Source organism: Phaeodactylibacter luteus, assembly GCF_007993045.1.
In the GTDB taxonomy this organism is placed as follows: Bacteria; Bacteroidota; Bacteroidia; order Chitinophagales; family Saprospiraceae; genus Phaeodactylibacter; species Phaeodactylibacter luteus.
This window is the reverse complement of the sequence record NZ_VOOR01000003.1, coordinates 156521-178831: the sequence shown is the minus strand read 5'-3', so window position 1 is coordinate 178831 and position 22311 is coordinate 156521. Positions and strand designations below refer to the sequence as shown.

The 22311-nt window shown below is 55.9% G+C and carries 13 protein-coding genes and 1 riboswitch; of the genes, 7 read left to right on the top strand and 6 right to left on the bottom strand.

The genetic code is table 11. The features are described 5' to 3' along the window. Nucleotides 1–3: 3 nt before the first annotated feature. Nucleotides 4–1755 (bottom strand): glycoside hydrolase family 13 protein, encoded by a 1752-nt coding sequence (locus FRY97_RS02445; protein ID WP_246141519.1) that lies wholly within the window; start codon nt 1753–1755, stop codon nt 4–6. A 327-nt stretch (nt 1756–2082) separates the two neighbouring features. After that, nucleotides 2083–3222 carry a PDZ domain-containing protein gene (locus FRY97_RS02440; RefSeq protein WP_170254465.1) on the bottom strand — a complete coding sequence of 380 codons (1140 nt, stop codon included), beginning with the start codon at nt 3220–3222 and terminating at the stop codon, nt 2083–2085. Nucleotides 3223–3897: 675 nt separating this feature from the next. On the opposite strand from FRY97_RS02440, the gene FRY97_RS02435 reads away from it, so the two are divergent. Next, nucleotides 3898–4740, top strand: coding sequence for a glycerophosphodiester phosphodiesterase family protein (locus tag FRY97_RS02435; RefSeq protein ID WP_170254464.1), 843 nt, complete (start codon nt 3898–3900; stop codon nt 4738–4740). 274 nt (nt 4741–5014) lie between these two features. Here FRY97_RS02435 and FRY97_RS02430 read toward each other — a convergent pair whose 3' ends face one another. Next, complete coding sequence (locus tag FRY97_RS02430) at nt 5015–6145, bottom strand: septal ring lytic transglycosylase RlpA family protein (RefSeq protein WP_147165831.1); 1131 nt, start codon at nt 6143–6145, stop codon at nt 5015–5017. Between the two features lie 151 nt (nt 6146–6296). After that, nucleotides 6297–7748, bottom strand: a complete 1452-nt coding sequence (locus FRY97_RS02425; protein WP_147165830.1) for a hypothetical protein — start codon at nt 7746–7748, stop codon at nt 6297–6299. Nucleotides 7749–7957: 209 nt separating this feature from the next. Here FRY97_RS02425 and FRY97_RS02420 point away from each other — a divergent pair, with 209 nt between their 5' ends. The 6 genes from FRY97_RS02420 (at nt 7958) to FRY97_RS02390 (ending at nt 20678) form a co-directional block, all read left to right on the top strand. Further along, nucleotides 7958–13888: a T9SS type A sorting domain-containing protein gene (locus FRY97_RS02420; protein WP_147165829.1), complete on the top strand. Its 5931-nt coding sequence runs from the start codon at nt 7958–7960 to the stop codon at nt 13886–13888. 141 nt (nt 13889–14029) lie between these two features. After that, a complete protein-coding gene (locus tag FRY97_RS02415; protein WP_147165828.1) occupies nt 14030–14809 on the top strand; it encodes an SDR family oxidoreductase in 780 nt (259 codons plus the stop codon). A gap of 2 nt (nt 14810–14811) precedes the next feature. Then, on the top strand, nt 14812–15498 hold the full coding sequence (locus FRY97_RS02410) for a copper homeostasis protein CutC (protein ID WP_147165827.1): 687 nt from the start codon (nt 14812–14814) through the stop codon (nt 15496–15498). Between the two features lie 70 nt (nt 15499–15568). Next, nucleotides 15569–15688, top strand: a riboswitch (SAM riboswitch). Nucleotides 15689–15812: 124 nt separating this feature from the next. Continuing rightward, nucleotides 15813–16928: a homoserine O-acetyltransferase family protein gene (locus FRY97_RS02405; RefSeq protein ID WP_147165826.1), complete on the top strand. Its 1116-nt coding sequence runs from the start codon at nt 15813–15815 to the stop codon at nt 16926–16928. Nucleotides 16929–17124: 196 nt separating this feature from the next. After that, the gene (locus FRY97_RS02400; RefSeq protein WP_147165825.1) at nt 17125–17763 is read left to right on the top strand and encodes a peroxiredoxin; all 639 of its coding nucleotides are present in this window, start codon (nt 17125–17127) and stop codon (nt 17761–17763) included. Nucleotides 17764–18557: 794 nt separating this feature from the next. After that, nucleotides 18558–20678, top strand: coding sequence for a glycosyltransferase family 39 protein (locus FRY97_RS02390; RefSeq protein ID WP_147165823.1), 2121 nt, complete (start codon nt 18558–18560; stop codon nt 20676–20678). Nucleotides 20679–21097: 419 nt separating this feature from the next. Here the strand turns inward: FRY97_RS02390 and FRY97_RS02385 are convergent, their stop codons facing one another. Both FRY97_RS02385 and FRY97_RS02380 read right to left on the bottom strand, forming a co-directional pair. Then, nucleotides 21098–21538, bottom strand: coding sequence for a GNAT family N-acetyltransferase (locus FRY97_RS02385; protein ID WP_147165822.1), 441 nt, complete (start codon nt 21536–21538; stop codon nt 21098–21100). 13 nt (nt 21539–21551) lie between these two features. After that, entirely contained in the window at nt 21552–22310 is a 759-nt protein-coding gene (locus FRY97_RS02380) for an SDR family NAD(P)-dependent oxidoreductase (RefSeq protein WP_147165821.1), read from the bottom strand. Nucleotide 22311: the final 1 nt, after the last annotated feature.

The window sequence follows — 22311 nt, the reverse complement described above, 5'->3', positions numbered from 1 at the left end:
GGTTTATTTTAAGGGCAAGAGTACGGCTTGGTAGGGCTTAAGGGTGATGAATGAGGCATCCACCTGCAGCCCCGGATAATTATTGATGAGCGGGCGCTCCTCGAACCCCGGGAGCTTGTCAAGAGGGGCTGCCGCTTCGGCAGCGGAAAAATTGAGCAAAACCAGGGCCCCTTCGCCCTCAAGGGTGCGGGTGTAGGCATAAACCTGCTCGTCGGCCGGCAGCAGCAGCTGGTAATCCCCATAGGTCAGGAAAAGGTGGCTTTTCCGCAGCTGCGCCATCTGCCGGAAGTAGTTCAGGCAACTGTTGGGGCTTTCTTCTTGTGCAGCTACATTGATCTGGGCATGGTTTTCGTTGACCGGCAGCCAGGGGGTGCCGGTGGTGAACCCAGCGTGCCTGCTGCTGTCCCATTGCATAGGCGTCCGGCCGTTGTCCCGGGATAGGAATTTGAGCTCCTTCAGGAACTGTTCCATGTCGCGGCCTTCGCTCAAAGCCTTCTGATAGCCATTGCGGGCTGCGATGTCCTGATATTGCTGAATGCTGTCGAACCCGATATTGGTCATGCCGAGCTCATCTCCATAGTAGCAATAAGGGGTGCCCCTCATGCTGAGGATGAAGGTGTTCAGCATTTTGGAGGATGCAGCACGGTAGGCGGGGCGGTCATCCCCAAATTTGGAAACCATGCGGGGCACATCGTGGTTGGCGAGGAATATAGAGAGCCAGCCTTTTTTTGCGAAAGCGCTGTCCCAGCGGGAATAGACCGATTTGAATTCCGCCAGGGTATAGCCGTCGAGGCTGTTGCCAACGTCCATGCCTTCAAAATGGTAGGCCATCTGCAGTTCGTTGCGGTCGGCGTCCACTAGGGAGTGGGCGTCTTCAAAGGAGGAGCCGGCACCTTCCGAAACGACAAAGACATCGTATTGGCTAAGGACTTCCCGGTTCATCTCCTTGAGGTACCCATGCAGCCCGGGCCCCATGCCGTAGTATTTGATGACTTCCTTTTCGTACCCCTCGGGCAGCTTGGGGAAGGTGGTGTCTTTGCTGACGTACTGAAAAGCATCTAGGCGGAAGCCGTCCACGCCTTTTTCTGCCCAAAACTTCATGATGTCGTAGACTTCCTGCCGCACTTTGGGGTTTTCCCATTTCAGGTCCGGCTGTTTTTGGGCAAAATAGTGGAGGTAATAAGCGTCGGTCAGGCTATCGTATTTCCAAGCTTCGCCTTTGGGGTCGAACAGGCTGTAGCGGTAGTTGGGCTTCCCTTTTTCTGCTGGCCACCAATGATAATAGTCCCGGTAGGGGTTGTCTCTGGAGCTGCGGGATTGCACAAACCACTCGTGCTCGTCACTGCTGTGGTTCACGACCACATCCATGACGAACCTGATGCCCCGGCTGTGCAAGCCCGCGAGGAGCTCATCGAAGTCCTCCATGCTGCCAAATTCTTGCATGATGGCCCGGTAGTCGCTGATGTCGTACCCATTGTCGGCATTGGGCGAGGCATAGATGGGGTTGAGCCACACCATGGTGACGCCAAGGCGCTCGATATAATCTAGTTTTTCAATGATCCCCCTGAGGTCGCCGACGCCATCGCCATCCGAGTCTTTGAAGCTCCGGGGGTAGATTTGGTAAATGATGCCCTCTTTCCACCAGGCTTGGCCTGGGATGCCCTTTGCCGCTCCGGTGGGCGCAGCCTCTTGGTTTTGGCATCCTGCCATTAGCCCTATGGGCAGCAGCAGCCAGTTTAAGATCCTCATTTTCATGTTTTCATGTTTTGGCTTGTTCGAATGTGTACAGCAGCAAGGTAAAGGGCGGCTATAGTTGTTGGAGTCTAAGTTAAGCCTTTTGGGGCTTTTTTAGGGGGGGCGTGTTTTTTCGCAAGCTGGCATTGTGCCTTTTCTGGCAATGGTTTTTGCTCCAGCCTTTCGGCAAACGAGCTGCGGCTGCACTGCGGCAGGCTTTTTTGTGGCCACCTAGGCAAAACCGTACAGCGAAGGCCGGCACAGCTGCGCCCGGCCTTCGCTGTGGAGGGCTCTGAGTAAGCGCCTGGTCCAAAGCTTTAACCTGGCCAGGCGGGGTTGAAACTAAGCCTATTGTAAGATGACCTTGCGCACGAGCCGTCGCTTCCCCTGTCTGACCTCCAGGAAGTAAATGCCCCTTACGCCGTTGGCAATGTCGATGCGGTCGCTGAAAGTGCCTGTGAACAAGCCCAGGGTATTGAAGTACACGGCCTGGCCTGAGGGGTTGTAAATGAACACGGCAGTTTCCCCTTTTTCTGGCAGGGTGAACTGTAGGTCGAAAATACCAGTAGTTGGGTTGGGGAAGATGTTCAGGGCGGTTGCAGAAAGGCCTTCCAGTTGCAGCTCTTGTGCCGATGGCTGGGCTTCAGCGGTGGATGGCAGATCGGTCTCCCCCTTGTCAGGGGCAAAGAGGAAATCAAGGGCTGAGGCCTCAGGTGTGCCCAAGGGGCGCAATACGGGCTGTGCAATAGGGGGCAAAGTGGCTGCAGCCCCGTCGGGCGAAATGATCTGCGGGCCGTTGGGCCGGCTGTGGCTCCCATGGGTGGCCGCCCTTGATTTTATGGGGCGGATGAAGGATAGTTCTTCGCCATCCCGCTCAACTGTGATAGCAATGTCGCTACCTACTTTGCGGTTGTCTACAAGCACGGAGGTGTCGTGCCAGTCGAGCACAGGGTACCCGTCAATCCGGATTAGGCGGTCGCCATCCTGCAAGCCCATGGCTTGGGCGGTAGAATTGTGCACGACTTGGACAGAGACGCCTGGCTTCCGGTCTTTGTAGTTGTAGTGGGTTTGGCTGATGCCTAAAAAGGGGTCTTCTGTTGCGGGGGTGTGCTGGCGCGGAATATCTTCCCTGCGGGCGATTACCACTTGGACCTCTTGGATGTTGCTGCCGCGGAGGAAGGTTACCATCACCCCGTCTCCGGGGCGGTAAGTTTGCAGCAGTTGGTCCAGGTTTTGCTCAGCATCCACTTGCTGCCCATCGACCTTGTAGATGTAATCGAGCGGCAACAAGCCTGCTGCTTCTGCCGGGCTGTCAGGGCTTACCTTGCTGATGCGGCTGCCATAAGGGGCAGGGTAATCAAGCAGACGGGCTTTAGCGGGCCCTATATGTTGGGTGCTTATGCCCATTGCGGCGTCTGCTGTGTTTGGGTTATGGGCAAAGAGGGGTGAGGCGCTGCAGAGCAGCAACAGTAGGGTGAACGTCTTCATGATCTGGAAGTATTTTGGTACTCTATTCTTACGGGTTATGCCAGGGTCCGGATTTTGGGCAGGCATTTTTTCGTCCTAAGGGCGAGGGCAGCAGGCATCGCTCGGTCTCTTGTTTATCAAGAAGGAGCCGGCATAAGGTGACGGGCTGGTTCCCGCCAAGCCTTGTGATGGCATCGGCCTAGCGCTGCGGAGGGGTGTAAGAGCGTGTTGGGACTTTAGTAATCGGTCTATCCCGCTAGACAGCGGGACACTTTTTCGCTTATACTTCGCCCCGAAAATCCTTCCCGCTTTTGTGCATAAAAAGCGGGACTTGGCTAAGCTCCGGTTTTCGGCTAGAAGGCCAAAATCCCAGCATCTCTAAGCTTATTGGGGCTTTAGCCTGGCATTGGCCTAGCGCTGCGAAGGGGTGGCAAGCCCGATAGGGCCGAGCGGACAGCGAGCCCCGGAGCATAGCGGCACCTGCCATTGGGCAGGGGCAGGCCCCTATCCTTGCGGAGGGGGCAGGCTCCAAAAGCTGAGATCGTGCCGTGCCTGTGGGGATCTTAGGTTTATGTTACCAGGAATAAGAAATACATGCTACCTTGAAGCCAAAAGACCATGAGCCGGATATACGTTATTTTGCTGGTGCTTTGCTTTGGGGCATACAGCTGTACACCACCTCAAACACAAGACAAAATGGATAGGGCAACGGCAAAATCTTTTGATTGGCAAGGGCACCGGGGCGCACGTGGGCTGCTGCCCGAAAATACGGTCCCTTCTTTTATCAAGGCTTTGGAATACCCGCAGGTAGCTACTTTGGAGCTCGATCTTGCAGTTAGCCAAGACAGCCTGTTGGTGGTGAGCCATGAGCCCTGGATGTCTCATCACATTTGCAGCCACCCCGATGGCCGTCCTGTGGAAGCCGCTGAAGAGGACAGCCTATTGCTGTTTGGCATGCCCTATGAGGTTATTCAGGGCTACGATTGCGGCTTGAGGGGCAATGAGCGTTTCCCTCAGCAGGTGCCGATGGCTGTTTATAAGCCGCTGTTCAGGGATGTTGTGAGGCAGGTGGACAACTATTGTAAGGAAAAGCAGCGCCCGCTCCCCCGCTTCAACATTGAAATTAAGCATGCGCCCGCTTACGACGGGGTCAAAGCGCCAGCCCCTTATACCTTTGCCCAGCTTGTCGCTGCAGAGCTGAAAGCTTTGGGCATAGAAGGCCGAAGCTGTGTACAGTCTTTTGACGTGCGCCCACTTCAGCATCTGCACAAGATGAGCCCCGGGCAAACGACCGCCCTGCTGGTAGAAAACCCTAATGGCGTGGCGGTCAATTTGGAAGCCTTGGGCTATACCCCTGAAATTTATAGCCCCTACTACAAAATGGTCACCGCTGGGGTGGTAGAGGAGGTGCACCAAAGGGGCATGAAGCTCATCCCCTGGACTGTAAATGATACCGTAACTATGAAAGCCCTTATTCAGTTGGGCGTTGACGGGATCATCACCGACTACCCCAATTTGATCGCAGAAGTGGAAGAGTAGGGGGGCTTGGCGGAGTTAAGGTTTTAAATGTTTGTGGCCAAAGAGGGACTTTCCGTTTTGGCACCGCTGTGGCTGTCCTGCCCTGCAGGCACCGAGTGCGCGGAGATTTTGCGGGCCATTCCGGTATGCTTTGGCAAAAGCTCGAAGCGCTGAACCCCGGCACGGCAGATGCTATGGCCTACGAAGCCAACCGATGGCTGCTGTCTCGAGGAAATAAAAAAAGGGGTTGGCGCGGTATACCGCGCCAACCCCCTTCTGATGGGCGCTGTCTATGCTATTGCTGTACGGGGATTACCAAGCCATCCATCAGGTGGTCACGGCGGATATTGTCGAGGTATTGCTGAGCATCCTGCTTGGTGCGGAAAGATGCGATAACGACTTTATTGAGCCCGCCTTTTTTCCAGAGGTAAACCTGCTCAAAGCCTTTGGCTTTGAGCTCGTTGACCTGCCGGTTGGCATTGTCTGGGTTTTGGTAAGAAGCCAGTTGGATGGCAAATTTCCCGCTTTCGGCCCTGCTGCTGGCAGCAGGGGCTGCAGACTTAGCGGTCAGCTGTGTGCCAGGTGCCCGGGCCGCGAGCCCTCCGCCCACTTGGCTGTAACCCTGTGGCATGGCAGCCTGCTGAGGAGAGGTGACCGGCTCTTCATAAGTAGAGCCGGGGCGGCGCGATTGCAGCCCTTGGTTGGAGTACCGGTCGATTTGCAATTGCTGTTCCCAGTTGCGGACCGGCGCATCGGCAGGATTGATGCGCTGGCTTTGTTGTTGGTTGTAAGATACAGGAGCCCCGCCTTTGGCAACGAGGTCATTGTTGCGGGCTGCCGCCTGACGAATAGGCTGTGGGGTAGAAGCTGCTGCCGCAGGGTATTGCCGAGAGGCGTAATAACGTGGCTCTGACTGTGCCTGAGGGCGGTAGCTGCTAGCGCCATAGGAGGCATAGCCTTGCGGCTGTTGTGGCTGTTGTTGTGCAGGGGCGCTCTTTGCCGTTAGTGCCCCGGGCAGCCTGCCAGAGCGGGGGTTGGTTTCTGAATAGCCGACGACCTCTATCTGAACGGTGGCCCGGCCATCTTTAAGCAGCCCGATATCCATTGCTGCTACTTTAGAAAGGTCGATCAAGACCCCTTCATCGAAGGGGCCCCGGTCGTTTACCCGGACTACAGTAGAAAGATTGTTGTCCAAGCGGGTGACCCGTAAGAGGGTGCCTTTGGGCAGTGTTTTGTGTGCAGCGGTATACTCGTCTCGGCGGTAGACCTCCCCCATAGCGGTGATCCTGCCGTGCAGGTAATCAGCGTAGTAAACAGCGACCCCGGTCTGCTGACCAGAAGCGCTATTGGAGGGGTATTGTTGTGCAAAAACGTTGCTCAGGGCAGTGCCTAGAAAAAGTAGGGTGAAAGTAACAGCTAATCGCATACGCTTGGGTTTTGTCTTGTTGTTGCCCGGGAAAAAGCTGCCCGGGGGGCAGTATCAGTCCTATTGTTGTACGTATCCCCGCTGAAATAGTTGGGATTGACGGCAATACAACCGTCAAATTGCTATATAAATTGTGGAACTGCAACTTTTTTTATGAATCAGGGCGGAGCTGATCGATCTTTTCCGCCAGCCAGCTCCGGTTGAAAATGGTGGGGGTGCGTTCAAAATCTTCCATCAGCCGCTTTAGATCGCGGCGGTAGCGCTCAGCGGTTAAGAACTCGCCCTGATACTTGAGCACAGCGGCCCTGCGGGTGAGCTTGAACAAATTGTAGTAGCCCTGCCTGCGGCTGTCTGCCATAAGCTGATTTCTGACCAAGTATTGCTTGAAAGAGTCTACCAGGGAGAGCAGGGGCTCAAAGGCGCCTAAGTCATAATAAGTGCGCAGCATGAGGGCTTTGGCCCCAAGGCTGTAGCGCAGGTCGCTGTACTCGACCTGTGCGAGCAGCGCCAGTGCTTTCCCGTACTCGCCTGCAGCATAGTGGTAAGCCGCTAAGTTGAACCGGTAGGCATTGCCCCTTACGCTATCTGGCAGCAGGGGGGCGTATTGGGGCAGGAAAGACCTGCACCAGGACAGCTCGCCCAGCCGTATAGCGGTGGTGACGATGTTCTTGTAATGCCACTCTGAGAGGAGGCCGTTCTCCAGCAGCAGCCCCATCTCCAGCTGTGCTTTGTACAGCCGGAAGATCTCTTGCAGGAAGGCCCCATCTCCTGCGTTGATTTTTTGGATACAGAAATTTTGGAGGTAGTTGTAAATCCGTTTGAGCTCTTGCTCTTCAATGCCTGCTTGTTCCTCTTGAACGACCCTGAAGGCGGCCGCATACTGCTCGTTAGTGCTCTGCCGTATCATCTCGTACAGGCTCAGGTAAGCCTTGGTGAGGGCGGGCAGCTTTCCGGGCGGGCAGCTGCGGGCGTACTGTACGGCTAAAGGCTCAAAGAAATCCTGGTGTGCGGTGTTCAGCAGCCGCCCTCTGATGATGGCTTCACAGCTGTCTTTTAGTTTGGCTGTGGCAAAAGCATGGTTCAGGTGCTGCTGTTTTTCGGGCAGGCTATTCGCTGATATGCCGATTGCGTGGGCGCTGAAAAGGTGGTCTGCTTCGGCAGCCAAGGCATACTTTTGCCACAATTGCCCCTCGCCGGCAGCCTCCTCCGCCAACAAGCTTCTTTTGGCCTGTGCCAGCTCCTTTTCGAAAATGCCCCAGAGCCCTCGGTGCCGCAGGGCTTGAAGCCTCAGCCCGCTGCAGGTGCCTTCGCTTTGGCGGAGCTGCTCGAGCTCTAAAAACGCTAAGGCCAGGCGCCAAGTGTAAGTAAACAGCAGGGCCAGCTTGGGCTGATCATGCTCCTTTCCGGGGAATAGCACTGCCCATAATGCCTCCCTGCTGCAGCGGGCAGGGCTGAAATCGGGGTAAATGCTGCTCAGGTGGGCAGAAAGCCGCTTCACCCCCTCATGCTTGTTGTGGTAGGGCGAGTGCGTAAATTCCCGGAAACGGGACATCTCCCGACGGTCGAATTGAGCAAGGGCCTGGAGTAGTTTGTGCTGATGCAATTTTATCCAAATATAAGTTGAGTTAAAAAATTGTTAATCATAAAGTTAAGGGTAAATACGATGATGAAAATATCAAAAAATCTCTAAAAATGTAGTTGTTGAGGGGCTGGCTTAATTGCATTTTTGTAATGTGGAGCCGAAATCAGTTGTCCAAGTACTGTGCCCGGCCCAGACCATAATCCAATATTTTGCAGAAAAATAGCCGCCTTATGCTTTCAACCATGAACAAAATCCTGCTGCGCTCTATCCTGATCACCCTGTTGGGGGCCCCTTTTGCCATAACAGCCCAGCCACTGTGCCTGGACTTTGAGGGTTTCCCCGAAGGCCCTGCATTTGGCCCGTTGCTAGGCCAAAGCCCTGGCGACACCCTGTTCGACAACCAAGGGCTTGTGGCGATCGCCCGCCCGTTCCAGTACCTCAACGGGCAGACTGGATTCCTCAATGCCTCCATCGAAGGGCCCGGGCTGGGCTGGCTGGATAGCCGCTTCCTTTTTATGGGCAATAATGCGCTGGAGCTCCGTTACCCGGAAGCGGTGCAGGAGGTGTGCTTTGATTTTTTTGATGGAGGCGGGGAGATCAACCTTAGCGTAAACGGGGGCGAGCCGCTTCTGCTGACCTCCTTCAGCGGTATACCAGAGGGGGCTTTTCCCGGGGTCGCTGTAGAACTGACGCTCCAAACAGGCAACAGCGCTCTTCCTCAAGGGCAATTGTGCCTAAGGGGCAACATCACAGCCCTGCTTGTCGGTGGGCAGGAATTGGGGATAGACAACGTCTGTGCAAGCCAAGAAGCAAGCCAGGATAGTGGGTGCATCGGCTTCAACGCGTTGGCTTCAGGCGCTTACGGCAGCAGCTCAGGTGTTCAGCCTGGCACCACTTTTTACACGGAAGCTGGCGTCCCCATGCTCCTGCTGCCGTTCCAATCGCTTTTTTGGGCTACTGCTTATGGAGATGTCATTGCAGGGGCTGCAACAGGCAGTTTTACTGCAGCTGCCGGGCATGCGGCCCGTTTTCAGGAGGCCAACCTGGTGTTGGACCTTACGGGCTACCCTGAGCCTGTAGTAGAAGTGGTGGCAGATTATTATTATGAGGGCGGGGCAGTCAACTTTGCTGCCAACGGCGCGCCTTTTCTTATTCAGGGCAGCCTGCAGGCAGGCTTTTTTGCTTTAGCTCCTGGTGCAACCCTCGAAGTGGTGCCGGACAGCCCAAATGCAGCACAGGGCACCCTCCGCTTTTCAGGGGGCTTGCAGACCCTCCTCATGGGAGGGGCTGATGGGCTTTGGCTGGACAACATCTGCATCAACCCTGAGCCTCCTGCCTGTGCGCTTTCCGGCTTGGCGGTAAGCTTCCTGCCCTGCGAGCAGAATGCCGGGTTCTTTGTGGAAGTGGATGTGTCTTATGAGAACCCCGTGTCAGATACCTTAGCCATCTCTGTCGGGGATTTTGTTTTCTACCAGGCTTACGCCGACCTCCCTGCAACAGTCGGGCCGATACCGGCTGCCCCTGCTAACCTTTACGAGGTCTTTGCTTTTGATGAAGCCGACCCATCCTGTTTTGTAGCAGACACCCTGGCTGCTGCCCCCTGTGCCTCCTGTACCATGTCTGGCATGACACTGGCCCCGGCGGGGCTCAACGAATGGGGGCAGCAGCTGGCTACGCTGGATTTCGATTTTACGGCCAGTGCTTCCAGCCCGTACTTTTTCTCCTTGTATTTCGATGGGGAACTGTTTGGCTATTTCAACAACAACGAGCTGCCGCTGACTTTCCCCGTGCCCTGTACATCCGGCCCTGTGCCTGTGCTCAGCGTTTGCCGTGGCAGCAATAGCCTGTGCTGCACAGAGCTGCCCATAATATTTGCGCCATCGTGCGAAGCAGCATGCAGCTTAGAATGGGCGGGCAATGGCCCGGTAGGGCTGCCCGAATGTACGCCCGGGGCTGAGGGGTTCTACGATGTCAGCCTTAACTTTCTTGGTGTAGAAAGTGGGGACACTCTCCTTGCGGTATCAACCCTTACCGGTGGCGCTGCAGTTGGGGTAGTGGATGAGGGGGGCGCAACTTTCACCCTGCCGCTCATCCCTGGCAATACGGATGAGATCTACGTGATGGCTTTTGGCAGCCCCGGCTGTTTTACCCAGCAAATTGGATTTGACATTGCCTGCGAGCTGTGCGAGGTCTCCGGTTTTGTTATGGAGCCCCTGCCTTGTTCGCCCGGCGATACGGCCTTTTATGCCAATATCGACTTTGAAGCGAGCGGGATACATAACGATACCTTTCGGTTTTACGTAAGCAATACTTACCAGACGATGGTATCCCAATCTGATCTGCCTGCCACGGTGGGGCCTATCCCATTTTCCTTCACGGGCATCAACTATGCTACAATCAGCGATTTGAACGGCGGCTGTGGCGCTACAGTAGCCTTCATTCCGCCAGATTGTGAAGATGGCTGCCCATTGGGCGCCCCTACCGCCGTGGGCACTGGCGCTGGCTGCAACGAGGACGGGACCTACAACGTGCCCATTTTAGTGCCTGGGGTGCTGCCCGGTGAACCTCTTGCCGTTGCTTCCCCGGCAACAGGGTTTGCCCAAGTCGTGCAGTACGGGGCAGGAGGCAGTGCCATCCTACAGCTGAACGGCTGGCCCGCCCCGGAAGGAGGGCTGGACAGCTTGGTGATCTGCCTAGATGAGCAGCCGGGCTGCTGCACGGCAGTGGAGGTAGAAGTGGATTGTGAGCCGAACTGTTCGGTAGATGCTGTTCTTGATATCGTTTGTGGCAATCAGCCGGGGACCTTTCTGGTGTATGTCGCAGAGGCCTCCCCCGGGCCGGTATTCACGCTGGCCACCTCTTTGGGAGAGTCCAGTCAATTCCAAGCGGCTCAGCTCCCTGCCTTTGTAGGCCCCTTTTCCTATCCTGGGCCGAATGCGAATATCAGTGTGGAAGTCAGCAATGGGTCCTGTGCGCCTTTTGTGTCAGAAGGGCATAGCCTAAACTGCTTAGAAGCTTGTGGGCTCGGCTTCACCGGGCTGGCGAATGAGCCAGAATGCGACGATGAAGGTTTTTACCATGCTACGCTGCAACTGACCGGTGTGTCGCCGGGCGATAGCATACTGGTCATTGGCCAGTTCAGCAATTACCAAGCCCTGGCCGAGGTAGGGCCCAACCTTGGGGTAGAGGTGAACCTGCCAGACCCTGGCACTGGTTTTGATGCGGTGACCATTTGCAACCTCGAATTGTCCGACTGCTGTATCGAGGCGAGTTTCGATATTGAGTGCCCCCCTCCGGCCGAGTGCCAGTTCCAGTTTGTAGAGGCCAGCCCTTCCGTCTGCGAAAACGGGCAATTTTGGATAGAGCTCTCCGTCGGGGTACAAGAGCCGGGCAGCTTGGGCTATCTGGCTTTTGTAGATGGCCAGGTCTTTGGCCCATTCCCGTATAATGGGCAGGCGGTCAACCTAGGCCCATTCACGGCGGGCGGAGCGGCGGTTTACGATATACTCGTACTTGACTTCGAGTTGCCTACCTGTTTTGGCTACACGGAGATCGGGCCGATAGACTGCGAAACGGAGCCTTGCGCAATTTCAGGGCTTACAGCGGTGGCAGGCCCTTGTGAGCAAGATGGCACCTATAGCCTTTTTGTAGATTTCGAGCTGGCCAGCCCGGGCAATGAATTCGTAGAATATTTCATCAACGGTGCTTTTGCCGGGTTCAGCCCGGCCAGCGAATTCCCAGGGGCCATCGAAGGGCTAATGCCGCAAGGCGGGGGGCTGTTTACTTTTGAAATTTGTGTGAACGACCAGGCCGAGTGCTGTGCGTCGGCCACCTTTGAAGCGCCAGACTGCGACAACACGCTCTGCAATATTTCCGACTTGCTTGTGGGCTTTGTCGAGTGCGATGAGGAAGGGTTCTATGTGGAGGCCTCGTTCAACAGTACCGGGGTGGAGCCCGGAGAGGAGTACCAGGCCGTTGTGAATGGGGTTGCATACGGGGTATTCACCTACGGGGGGGCTTTTCCAATCCTTGGCCCTTTTGACCCTTTCACCGATCAGCTTTATGAGCTGACAATAGCAGACTTAGGCCATCCCAATTGCACGGCCTCCACTGAATTTGTAGCATTTGATTGTACAGGGCTGGGGGAAGAAGGGTGCTTTATGTTCGAGCCCTATACTGGTTTTGCAACAGAGCTTGCCGGTGCAGGCGTGCTAGGTGCCATGGAAGGCTTGCAGGTAGGCTATGAAATAGCAGAAAACGCAGTTCAGCCTATCGTAAGCGTGCGTGAGGTTGGCAATATCCCTGGCTTCCTGACGGGCACGGGCGCGGCTTTATACTTCCGCAATGCACAATTCACCGTAGAGCTCGGCAGCTTGCCGGCTAACACTTCAGCACGTACCCTGAGCATGGATTATTGGCTGGGGGCAGGCACAGACAGTTTGTGGGTGACCGCCAATGACTGGTCTGAGCGCATTTATGTGCCCTTCGTTTCCAATACATATACTTTAGAGAATGGCATAGTGCTGGATTTTATGGTCCTGGCGAGCAATTATGGGCGCCTTTCGGTAACGGGCCCGCTCGAGTACTTTGCGGTTCAGGCTTATCCATGGCAGGCAATGGCCATCGACCACCTTTGCGTAGGTGCTTTCCTTGAAGAGGATGGCTGCCTAACTTTTGAGCCCTTTGCAGGCTTTCAGAGCCCGTCTTCTACCGGTGGGGATGATTGGGCTGTGGTTGGGACAGCCTCCGGGGTAGAGCTGGCTTATCTGCTGGGCGATTTCTGCAATTGTGCCCTTTGGGTACAACCCTCTGCCGGAGTCAGCTATTTTGATGCTGCGGCAGGAGAGATGTTGGGCATGGAGCAGGCTTTGGCCCGGTTCGTTTTTCAGCAGCCTGCTGCTCAGGTCAGCTTCGATTATTCCATTCAGGAGTCGGACTTGAGCTACCTCCGCATTGACGAGTTCATTCACGTCGGTTTGGATACCCTGGGCTTCAACATTCCGATAGCCCTTCCCGATGGGAATGTCCTGGAAAAACGTTGGCCAGCCGATAGCCCCAACGGGGGGAACAGTGCACAGGTCATCATCACCGGAGCGCTCAGCGAGTTTTATTTAGATGGTTCAGGGTTTGTGGACAACCTCTGCTGGGAGCCTGTGGAAGAAGAAGTCTGGCCGGGCGATGCCAACGCGGACAACCTGGCCCATCATGTCGACCTGCTGAGCATAGGCCTGGCGTACGGTGCGCAGGGGCCGGAGCGGACGGCTCTGGGCAATAGCTGGGAGCCCGCTTCTTCCATGAACTGGGGGCCTTCCTTTGCCGATGGCACCAACTTTAAGCACGCCGACTGCAATGGAGACGGTATTATTGATGAGCAGGACATCGCAGCCATCGAGCTCAATTATGGCTTATCGCACGGCCCGCAAAACAACTTGCCCGAACTGCCGGGCACTGCCCTCGACCCGCCTGCTTATGTGGATTTCCCCGACAACCAGCCAGATGGGGCCATTTTCCAGGCTCCGATCATCGTGGGGGAGGCCGCTCAGCCGGTCAGCAACGCCTATGGTATTGCCTTCACCGTGACTTTTGACCCGGAGGTCATAGACCCAAGCTCCATTGAAATCGTTTACCCCGTAAGCTGGTTTGGCGAGCCGGGCATCAATACGGTCAATATCCACAAGATATATCCGGAAGAAGGGCGCATAGAAATGGCCCTGAGCCGCATCGACCACAACAACGTTTCTGGCCATGGGCAAGTCGCATACATTATTGGAGTAATTGATGACATTGCTGGGATACAGGAATCGGGCATAGCGCTAGAGCATATCCTTTGCCTGGATAAGGACGAGGACCTGTTGCCCATCCAAGGGCTGGAAACCCACTTCACGGTGGTGCGGGATACCGGCAATGAGCCGCCTGAGGGCGAAGGGCTGTTTAGGGTGTTCCCCAATCCCACCACAGGAAGGGTAGCGGTTGTCAGCCCACAGGGGCTGCCACTGACCGGCTTGAAACTGTACAGCATTCAGGGGCGGGAGCTGAGCCTTCCTGCAAGCACAGCGCCCGGTGTCATTGACCTGGGGCACCTGCCTGCCGGCGTTTATCTGTTAGGGGTATCAACGGGGGAGGCCACCATCTACCGGCGCATTATCCGGCAGGCCCCTTAGCCAAGGATTTGGATTGAGCCCTGCGGGGGCGGCCCGGTTGGAGCGGGCTGCCCCCGCAGTTTTTGGGCGATATCGCTCCTTGGGGTAAACAATCCCCGGCACTGGCCTTGTTCCTTTTTCAGATTCTCAAAACTGAATGAAATGAGCAATATGGAACATTGGAGCCTGGAAGGGAAGACGGCCTTGGTAACGGGCGCAAGCAAAGGCATAGGCAAAGCCGCAACTGAAGAACTGCTGCGCTTGGGGGCGTCTGTGATATTCCTGGCCCGTTCTGCTGATCTGATCCGGGAGAATCAGCAAGCTTGGGAGGCGAAAGGCTGGCCGGCTTACGGCATGGTGGCTGATATAGCAGAGGCAGCCGGCCGGGAACGGGCAGTGGAAGCGGTCCAATCGCGTTTTGGCAACCTGGATATCTTGGTCAATAATGTAGGCACTAACGTAAGGAAGCCTACCCTGGAAGCCACACCGGAGGATCTGCAGGAGGTCATGCATGTGAATGTCGCCACCGCTTTTGATCTTAGTCAGCGCCTGTACCCTTTGCTCAAATCTGGCGCGGGGGGCAGCATCATCAACGTTTCCTCCATTGCTGCTCAAACGGGCGTGATGTGGACCACGGGCATTTATGCCATGTCCAAAGCTGCTATGGACCGTATGACTCAATTCTTAGCGGTAGATTGGGGCTCGGACAACATCCGCGTCAATGCGGTCAACCCTTGGTTTATTTCCACTTCCCGGGTAGACCGGGTCTTAAAGATACCAGAGAAAGTAGCCGAGATCAACGCTGCCACCCCGTTAGGCAGAGTAGGCACCCCTGAAGAAGTCGCCCGCACAATCGCCTTTCTGGCCATGCCGGCATCTTCTTACCTGACCGGGCTGACTATCCGTGTGGATGGCGGGTTCTCTCAAGTTGGGATTCAGTAGATATGGAAAAGACAGATATGCGCCCGCTTTACCCTTATCCAGCTTGGGCGCCCCCTGGGCTAGAGCTCGAAGCCTGTGTGGAAACTTTAGAGGAAGCTTTGGCAGCTGAGGCAGCAGGGGCTACTCGGCTTGAGCTTTGTTCCCGCCTTGATCTGGGCGGGCTGACCCCCGCCTTCTCATTGCTCAAAGATGTTTTGGCGGCAGTACGCATACCTGTCAAAGCCATGTTGCGTGCCCGGGGAGGGGGCTTTTGCTACAGCATAAGCGAAAAACAGGCTCTGCTGCCAGCCCTGCAGCAGATGTTGGACGCCGGGGTGCACGAGGTCGTTACCGGCGCCCTACAACCAGACGGCAATCCCGACCTCGAGTTCATGTCAGCGCTGACGAGCCAAGCGCCGGGCATCCCCTTCACCTTTCACAAAGCGATAGACGAAGCATCAGAGCCAGTTGCGGCAGCCCGTCAGCTCAGTCAGGTAGAGGGCATACGGTACATCCTGACCTCAGGAGCTCAGCCCCGTGCCCTGGAGGGGGCGGCTACCATACAGAAAATGCAGGCCGCTGCAGGCCAAGGCATCATCGTCATCGCAGCTGGGAAGGTGACCCGGGAAAACCTGGCCGGCTGGCACCGCAGGATTGGAGCCCGTGAGTACCATGGCCGGCGCTTGCTGGGCCGTTTAATAAAGGGTTAAAAACCATAGGGGGGTAGCAGCCTACCCCTTTTTTGCTTAATTTTGTGTCTTAATCTCTTCTAAGGAAGTGGTTTTATTAAGAAGGGTGGAGAGAACAGGCTCTGAGAAACCCTGGCAACCGCGCCGCTTGGCGAAAGGTGCCAATTCCTGCCAAAGCTGCCTGTGGCAGCGCTTTTTGGGACAATAAATCCATTTATGTACGCAGTTTTTTATCCCCTTTGATTTTCCAGGGGCCCGCTGGGCCGGGCCCAGATATTTAGCAAAGGTTCAACCAAGCGCCAAGGGGGGAGCGTACTTCATTTTAAAGCGGCAGCATGTTGGAGTATTTAAAGATTAATGACGGGCTGAAGCTCGAAGGGGGAGGGGCGCTCCCTGTAGTAAACATTGCTTATGAGACCTTTGGGGCAATGGCCCCCGGCCGGGATAATGTAATCTGGGTCTTTCATGCCCTTACCGGCAATACTGCTGTAGACGACTGGTGGGCAGGGCTGTTTGGCAAGGGCAAACTGCTTGACCCTAGCCGCTATTTCATTGTGTGTGCCAATATGCTGGGCTCCTGTTACGGGAGCACCAATGCCAGGAGCCTGAACCCCAAGACCGGGCAGGCTTATGGCAAGGATTTCCCGCTCATCACAGTGCGGGATATGGTAAAGGCGCATCAGTACCTGCAGGCGCATTTGGGCATCAGCCAGATCCGGATGGGCATAGGCGGCTCTATGGGCGGGCAGCAACTGCTGGAATGGGCGGTATCAGACCCGGGCCTTTTCCAAAGCATTTGTGTGCTGGCTACGAATGCTGTCCACTCCCCGTGGGGCATTGCGTTCAATGAGGCTCAGCGCATGGCGCTTCAGGCAGACCCCACCCTATACGATGCAGGCCCTCAGGCTGGGGCTGCTGGCTTGGCTGCGGCCCGTTCTATCGCTATGCTTTCTTACCGCAATTACCGGACCTACCAGAACACACAACAGGAGGCCGCCCCCGGTCTGCTGTCCGGCTTCCGTGCGGCTTCCTATCAACAGTATCAGGGGCAAAAGCTCGTGCGCCGCTTTGACCCGCTGTCCTACCTTGCCCTTGGGCGGGCAATGGACAGCCATGACCTTGGTCGGGGCAGGGGAGGTGTGGAGAAAGCCTTGAGGCGAATCACTGCTGACGCCCTCGTGGTCGGCATACATTCCGATGTTTTGTTCCCGGTAGAGGAGCAGGCGCTGCTCGCAGCCCATATCCCCCGGGCACAGTTGGAGCTGTTCGACAGTACCTATGGGCATGATGGCTTCCTGATTGAATACCAGGCCATCGACCGCCTGGCCAGGCCTTTCCTGGAAGGCAGGGCAGAGCTGCAGGAAGCCGGCAAGTACCGGCTGAGGCGTCAGCGGCGCAACGGGTTTGGCTTCCGCCCGCTTCAGGCACTGCCTGGCACAGAGCATTTCTAGGGGTAGTTCTTTTGCCCTATGCGTTTTATGCCGGGATTTGGCACTTCGGTTTTGGGCCGAGCACAGGGCAAGCTATATTTTTTGCTGCAGCAGCACAGATTTCGCCTCCGCAGGAGAACAAAAAGGATGAAAATATCATTTTATTCCTATCTGAATTATATGGAATAAAACTCATCACTTTAAATTCCCAACGATTATGTCCTTACGACTAGGAGAAGAGGCTCCCAATTTTACCGCCAAAACCACTGAAGGCGAGATCAATTTTCATGAATGGCTGGGCGATAGCTGGGGCGTTTTGTACTCCCACCCTGCAGACTTCACTCCAGTCTGCACCACCGAGCTGGGCCGCACTGCAGCCTTGAAAGGGGAGTTCGCCAAACGCAATGTCAAGGTCATTGCCCTTTCTGTAGACCCCTTAGCAGAACACCTGAAATGGGTGGGGGATATAGAGGAGACGCAGTCTGTCAAAATGAATTTCCCGATCATCGCCGATGAGGACAAACAGGTGGCGGTTGCTTATGATATGATCCACCCTGAGGCCAATGAGAAGTTCACGGTCCGGTCGGTTTTTGTGATTGACCCCAATAAGAAGGTGCGCCTGACGCTGACCTACCCGCCCTCTACCGGGCGCAATTTCAATGAGATTCTGCGCGTCATCGATTCCCTTCAGCTTACGGACAACTACAGCGTAGCTACTCCTGTAGACTGGGAGGACGGGGATGAGGTTGTGATTTCCCCTTCGGTTTCTAGCGAGGCTGCCCGGGAAAAGTTCCCTAAAGGGTTCAATGAGGTGAAGCCTTACCTGCGGCTTACGCCTCAGCCCAACCGGGATTAAGCGCTTGTTTGTAGCTTTTGCTGTTGAAGATCCATACTTTATGAACTTGCTTCCTCACTGGGTTTTCAGTTGAGCCCCTAAACTCAAATGGGCGCAAGCTAGATTGTCGTTTTTTGCTTGCCCAGCTTGCTTCGCGTGATGGGCCTGCCCCTGCCATAGGGCAGGTGCCGCTATGCTGCGGGGCTCGCTGTCCGCTCGGCCCCTCGCCCTACAGGCGTCGGGTCTGGCCTTCGGCCACCCCTTCGCAGCGCTAGGCCAATGCCAGGCTAGTGCCTTAAGCCCGAAAAGCATAAACGCCTGCGGCATGTTGGTTCATGCCCGCTCAAATCTAGTGGCTTTGCCAGAACCTAGCCGGTCGTGCTGGTACAGCAAGTGGGGGTGAATCCTTGATTTTCTTGACCAAAACGCCCCAAACTGGGCAATGTGCAAAGCTGAGAAAGGGCTGGCCGTTTACTGCCGGCCCTTTCTCATAGGGTGCAGGCATAGCGCGGGCCTGACGGGCACAAGCCCTGAGTCCGCCCGGTAAGGGCAAAGGCAACAGCCGATGAGCAAGGCGGCCACCACGAGGTGCAGGCTGAGGGAAGCCGTCAGGAAGGCCAGGTGCCGTTGAGGGATCATTGGGCATCGAGCCAAAACCGGCTGGCCCGGTCAGCTCCATCCTCTGAACCGCTAGGCAAACACTAGGGCCGCTGTGACGAGGGGCGGTATCCCGCGCTTACTGTAGGAGTGGGGTGATCCGCGCCGCCCGATGGTGCCATGTTCCCCCAAAATGGCTATTTTGAGGTAAAAAGGGCATGAAGCGTTCACTTTTCCGGCCAGTTGGCGAGCTGCTCTTCATTTTGGCTATGGCATTTGCCCTTTTACAGCCCTACTTGTGGTTAGATTTTTGGAATGACGAGCTGTATACGCTGCGTTACTTCGCTTTGAAACCCTTGTCTACGATAGCCACTGACTACCACGTCCCGAACAATCATATCTTTTTCAACCTGCTCAACCGGCTGTATTTGTCAACAATCGGGGTGGCAAGTTTTGATGCGTTGTTGTCTCATCCGATTTGGCTGCGGCAGTTGTATCTGTTGTATGCTTTCCTGGCCATATCGGCCGTATACTTTGTAGGCAAGCGTTATGCCGGGCATTGGGCTGGGCTGATTGCAGGCATATGTCTGGCAGGCATGCCAGGTTTTATGAATTTCGTGCTGCAGGCGCGCGGGTATGGGCTGAGCATGTTCCTTTTGTCCATATTGTTGTACGGGGCATGGGGCTTTTGCCGCAGGCCCTCATGGCGGTATTGGTGGCTGCAGGTTTTGGCCGGAGGGCTATTGTTTTATACAGTAGCCTCCAATTTGTATGTGCTGCTTGGGCTGGGCGGGTATTGGTTTGGCGAGCTGGCCCTATCGTTTTGGCGGCGTGATGGCAGGGGCAGCCGCACCGCTTTTTGGGGCGGGAGCGCGGCAGTTGTTGGCATTGTTTTAGGCTTGTTCGCTTACAGCCCGGTTTTTGGGCAGGTGTTCAGTAACCCGTACGTGACCTATTCCCCTTTTCAGCTAGACCGGCTCACCTATCCGCTGCGTGGGGCATTCCTGGCCTTTATAGGAAGGAAATGGCTTCTGCTGCCCTTGTTGTTGCTGGGGGGCTGGGCCGGTCTCCGCCAGAAAAGCAAACCTGAAGCCTGGCTGTTGGCATCGATATTGGCTATGCCTTTTTTGTTGGCTTTTGCCTTTGGCAACCCTGCCCCGCAACGGGTTTTTGTTGTGCTTGCTCCAGCATTTGCATTGCTTAGCGGGCTATTGCTCGAACAAGCTTTGCGGCTCGTGCCCTGGCCGGCACAATGGGGCAGGGCAGGGCGTTATGGGGTCGTGCTAGCCTTAGCAGCTTATGTGCTGGCCACTTGTTTCCAAGAGCGGCAGGCGGTGGACAAGCGTTTGATGGAGGATATCAAAACGGGCGGGCGGAGCCAAGATGCTTTTTATCAGTATTATTCAGCCCATTATCAGCCACGGGCAGAAGTGTCCCGGCTGAGCCAGCTTTTGCCCCCTTCTGGCGCGCCCGTTGGGATTATTGGCTGCGAGCCACATGGGCTGACTTATTTCCTTGCAGCAGAGGGTATTGCGCATGCCCAAGATGCAACGCCCGAGGAGCTGCTGCAGGGAAGGGATACTGCTTTTGTATTCAGCAGCAGGCCGCTGAGGGTGCTGAGTGATGCTTTCGGCTGGGGAGGGGAGGTCCTCAGCCCTGAGCTCAATTACCATACCTTGCTCAGGGTATGGGTTGAAAAGGAGGGCAAAGCGGCAGTAGGCGAGCTTTCCAGTATGGCGCTTGCTGGCCAATATGCGGCAGAGGGTGTGCCGCAGCTATGGCTGCCAGATAGCCTGCCTGCGCTATCGGAGGCAATGGCTATGGCCGATACGGCATTCCTGTTGTCTGGGCCTGGGAGAAGGGGGCAGCATCAGTCTACTTGGCTAAAGTATGGCATCCGGGCAGATACTGTTGGTTCAAAAGGCGGCATTGCGCTTCTGCGCTTAGCCCCCCGGTTGATGCAGAGCCCCCCTGAGCAGCTTGCAGAAAGCACTGCTGTATCTGGGCAGCAGCCTTACAGCCCACCTTTTTGGGACACCCTGTCCCCAAGCCAGGCCATGGCCGAGGTGATCTGGCTCAGAGCCAGCCTGAGCTGCGCGGCCGGGCAGTGCGGCACCTGGGTGGCAGAATGGCAGCGTGGGGGCGAGCTTTATCATTGGGCAGGGGAAGACATCAATGTTTGGGCACCAAGAGGCGGCAGTGGCAGGCCGCTGCTCATCCCAATAGCTGTTCCTGATGGAGTGGCCCCCGGCGATGTCCTGAAAACTTATTTTTGGAGCCACAACGGTGGGGACATGCAGGCCGGCCGCGCTTCTTTGTATTTCCGGCAGCCGGGATAGGCTGTCAGTGAAGGCCAGGGGCCGCCGCAATTGGTGAATGGGCAAAGGCAATAAAGGGGCGCAAACCAGATTGTCGTTTTGTTTTAGCCTGCCCAGCTTGCTTTGAGGATGGGGCCTGCCCCATCTGTAAGGATAGCTGTCCCCCCCTATGCCCCTTCTCGAGCATGGCTGGGCTGGCACAGATGAATATCGAAGCCCTTGTTGCCCGGGCAGCCCTAGCCAGCTGTATGAGGCGAGCGGTAGCCCTACAAAAGGAAAGGAGCAACCACTTGCGTGGCCACCCCTTACACTATGAAACACTATTCATTAATTTTTAACAGTGGAGTATGGGTGAAATCGGGCACAGGCTTGAGCGGTATCGGGATAGCGTACTTTGACCTCTTAGAAGACCTTCCAAAGTTGAGTAAAAAACGGCGTTTTTACAAGAATATTTTCCCGTTCCACCACCCCTGCTCAATGATGGCGCCCTTTTTTTTATAAAATTCAACAGCAGGGGCATTCCAGTCCAGCACCTGCCATTTAGCTAGGGCACAGCCCCGCCGGCGTGCTTCCGAAAGGAAGGCGTCGAAAAGTTGGCCCCCTATGCCCTGCCTGCGGAAAGGCTCCGCTACCACGAAGTCTTCGAGGTAGAGCATTTTCCCCTTCCAAGTGGAATAGGTCATGTAGTACAGCGCCATGCCGGCTATGCTTCCGTTCTGCTCGGCTACGAGAGCCTGGAACACGCCTTCGTCAAAGTGAGCATAGTAGTCTTCCAGTGTAGCGACGAACTCGCCTTCTGCCTTTTCGTAGCGGGCCAATGCTCTGACCAGTTGATGGATGGCAGGGAGGTCTGTCCTTTCTGCGGGCCTTATGGTAGTCATTGGATTTTCAGGTTTAGCGTAAGTAAGAAGCCCCGTTGACATCTAGGATGCAGCCGGTAGCGTAGGCTGCCCCTTCTGTAGCGAGGAAAAGGATACAGTGGGCGATCTCCTCCGGACGTGCTACCCTGCCGGTAGGGCTTTGTGCTTTTACAGCTGCCCCGCCCTCGCCGTCGAGCACATGAGCTGCCATATCGGTTTCTACAAAACCTGGGGCTACTGCCCCCACAAAAATATGGTAGGGGGCGAGTTCCTGTGCCAGAGACTGCGCCAAGGCATTCATGCCAGCTTTGGAAGCTCCGTAGGCGGTATGTTCGGGCTCGCCCCGGAATGCCCCCCGGGAAGAGACAAACAGGATTTTTCCAGGCATGCCCTGCCCCATCATCTGCCGGGCTACGCAATAACTGGTATGTGCAGCGCCCATGAGGTTGATGCCGATGGTTTGGGACCAGCTCTCCTGCCAGGCGGCATAATCGCTCTGTGCAACTGGATGAGGAAAAAAGACCCCGGCATTATTGACCAAGATGTCGATCCCTCCGAGCTCTTCAGCAACAGCACCGACCATTCGGAATACGGCATCGGGCTTGCTGATGTCTGCCCGGACAGCGAAGTGCCCGTTCCCGGGCATAGCTTTGATGGCTTCCTCTGCAGCCTCCTTGTTGGAGTGGAAGTTGATGGCGACCCGTGCTCCTGCGCGGGCAAAAGCCACAGCCGCTGCCCGGCCAATGCCGCGGGAGCCACCGGTTATCAGTACGCGCTTTCCAGTAAAATCCATA

Coding starts and splice junctions, on each gene's coding strand:
- FRY97_RS02440 (WP_170254465.1), bottom strand. CDS start 3,222: ATGAAGACGTTCACCCTACTGTTGCTGCTCTGCAGCGCCTCACCCCTC.
- FRY97_RS02390 (WP_147165823.1), top strand. CDS start 18,558: ATGAAGCGTTCACTTTTCCGGCCAGTTGGCGAGCTGCTCTTCATTTTG.
- FRY97_RS02430 (WP_147165831.1), bottom strand. CDS start 6,145: ATGCGATTAGCTGTTACTTTCACCCTACTTTTTCTAGGCACTGCCCTG.
- FRY97_RS02400 (WP_147165825.1), top strand. CDS start 17,125: ATGTCCTTACGACTAGGAGAAGAGGCTCCCAATTTTACCGCCAAAACC.
- FRY97_RS02380 (WP_147165821.1), bottom strand. CDS start 22,310: ATGGATTTTACTGGAAAGCGCGTACTGATAACCGGTGGCTCCCGCGGC.
- FRY97_RS02445 (WP_246141519.1), bottom strand. CDS start 1,755: ATGAAAATGAGGATCTTAAACTGGCTGCTGCTGCCCATAGGGCTAATG.
- FRY97_RS02405 (WP_147165826.1), top strand. CDS start 15,813: ATGTTGGAGTATTTAAAGATTAATGACGGGCTGAAGCTCGAAGGGGGA.
- FRY97_RS02420 (WP_147165829.1), top strand. CDS start 7,958: ATGCTTTCAACCATGAACAAAATCCTGCTGCGCTCTATCCTGATCACC.
- FRY97_RS02415 (WP_147165828.1), top strand. CDS start 14,030: ATGAGCAATATGGAACATTGGAGCCTGGAAGGGAAGACGGCCTTGGTA.
- FRY97_RS02435 (WP_170254464.1), top strand. CDS start 3,898: ATGGATAGGGCAACGGCAAAATCTTTTGATTGGCAAGGGCACCGGGGC.
- FRY97_RS02385 (WP_147165822.1), bottom strand. CDS start 21,538: ATGACTACCATAAGGCCCGCAGAAAGGACAGACCTCCCTGCCATCCAT.
- FRY97_RS02410 (WP_147165827.1), top strand. CDS start 14,812: ATGGAAAAGACAGATATGCGCCCGCTTTACCCTTATCCAGCTTGGGCG.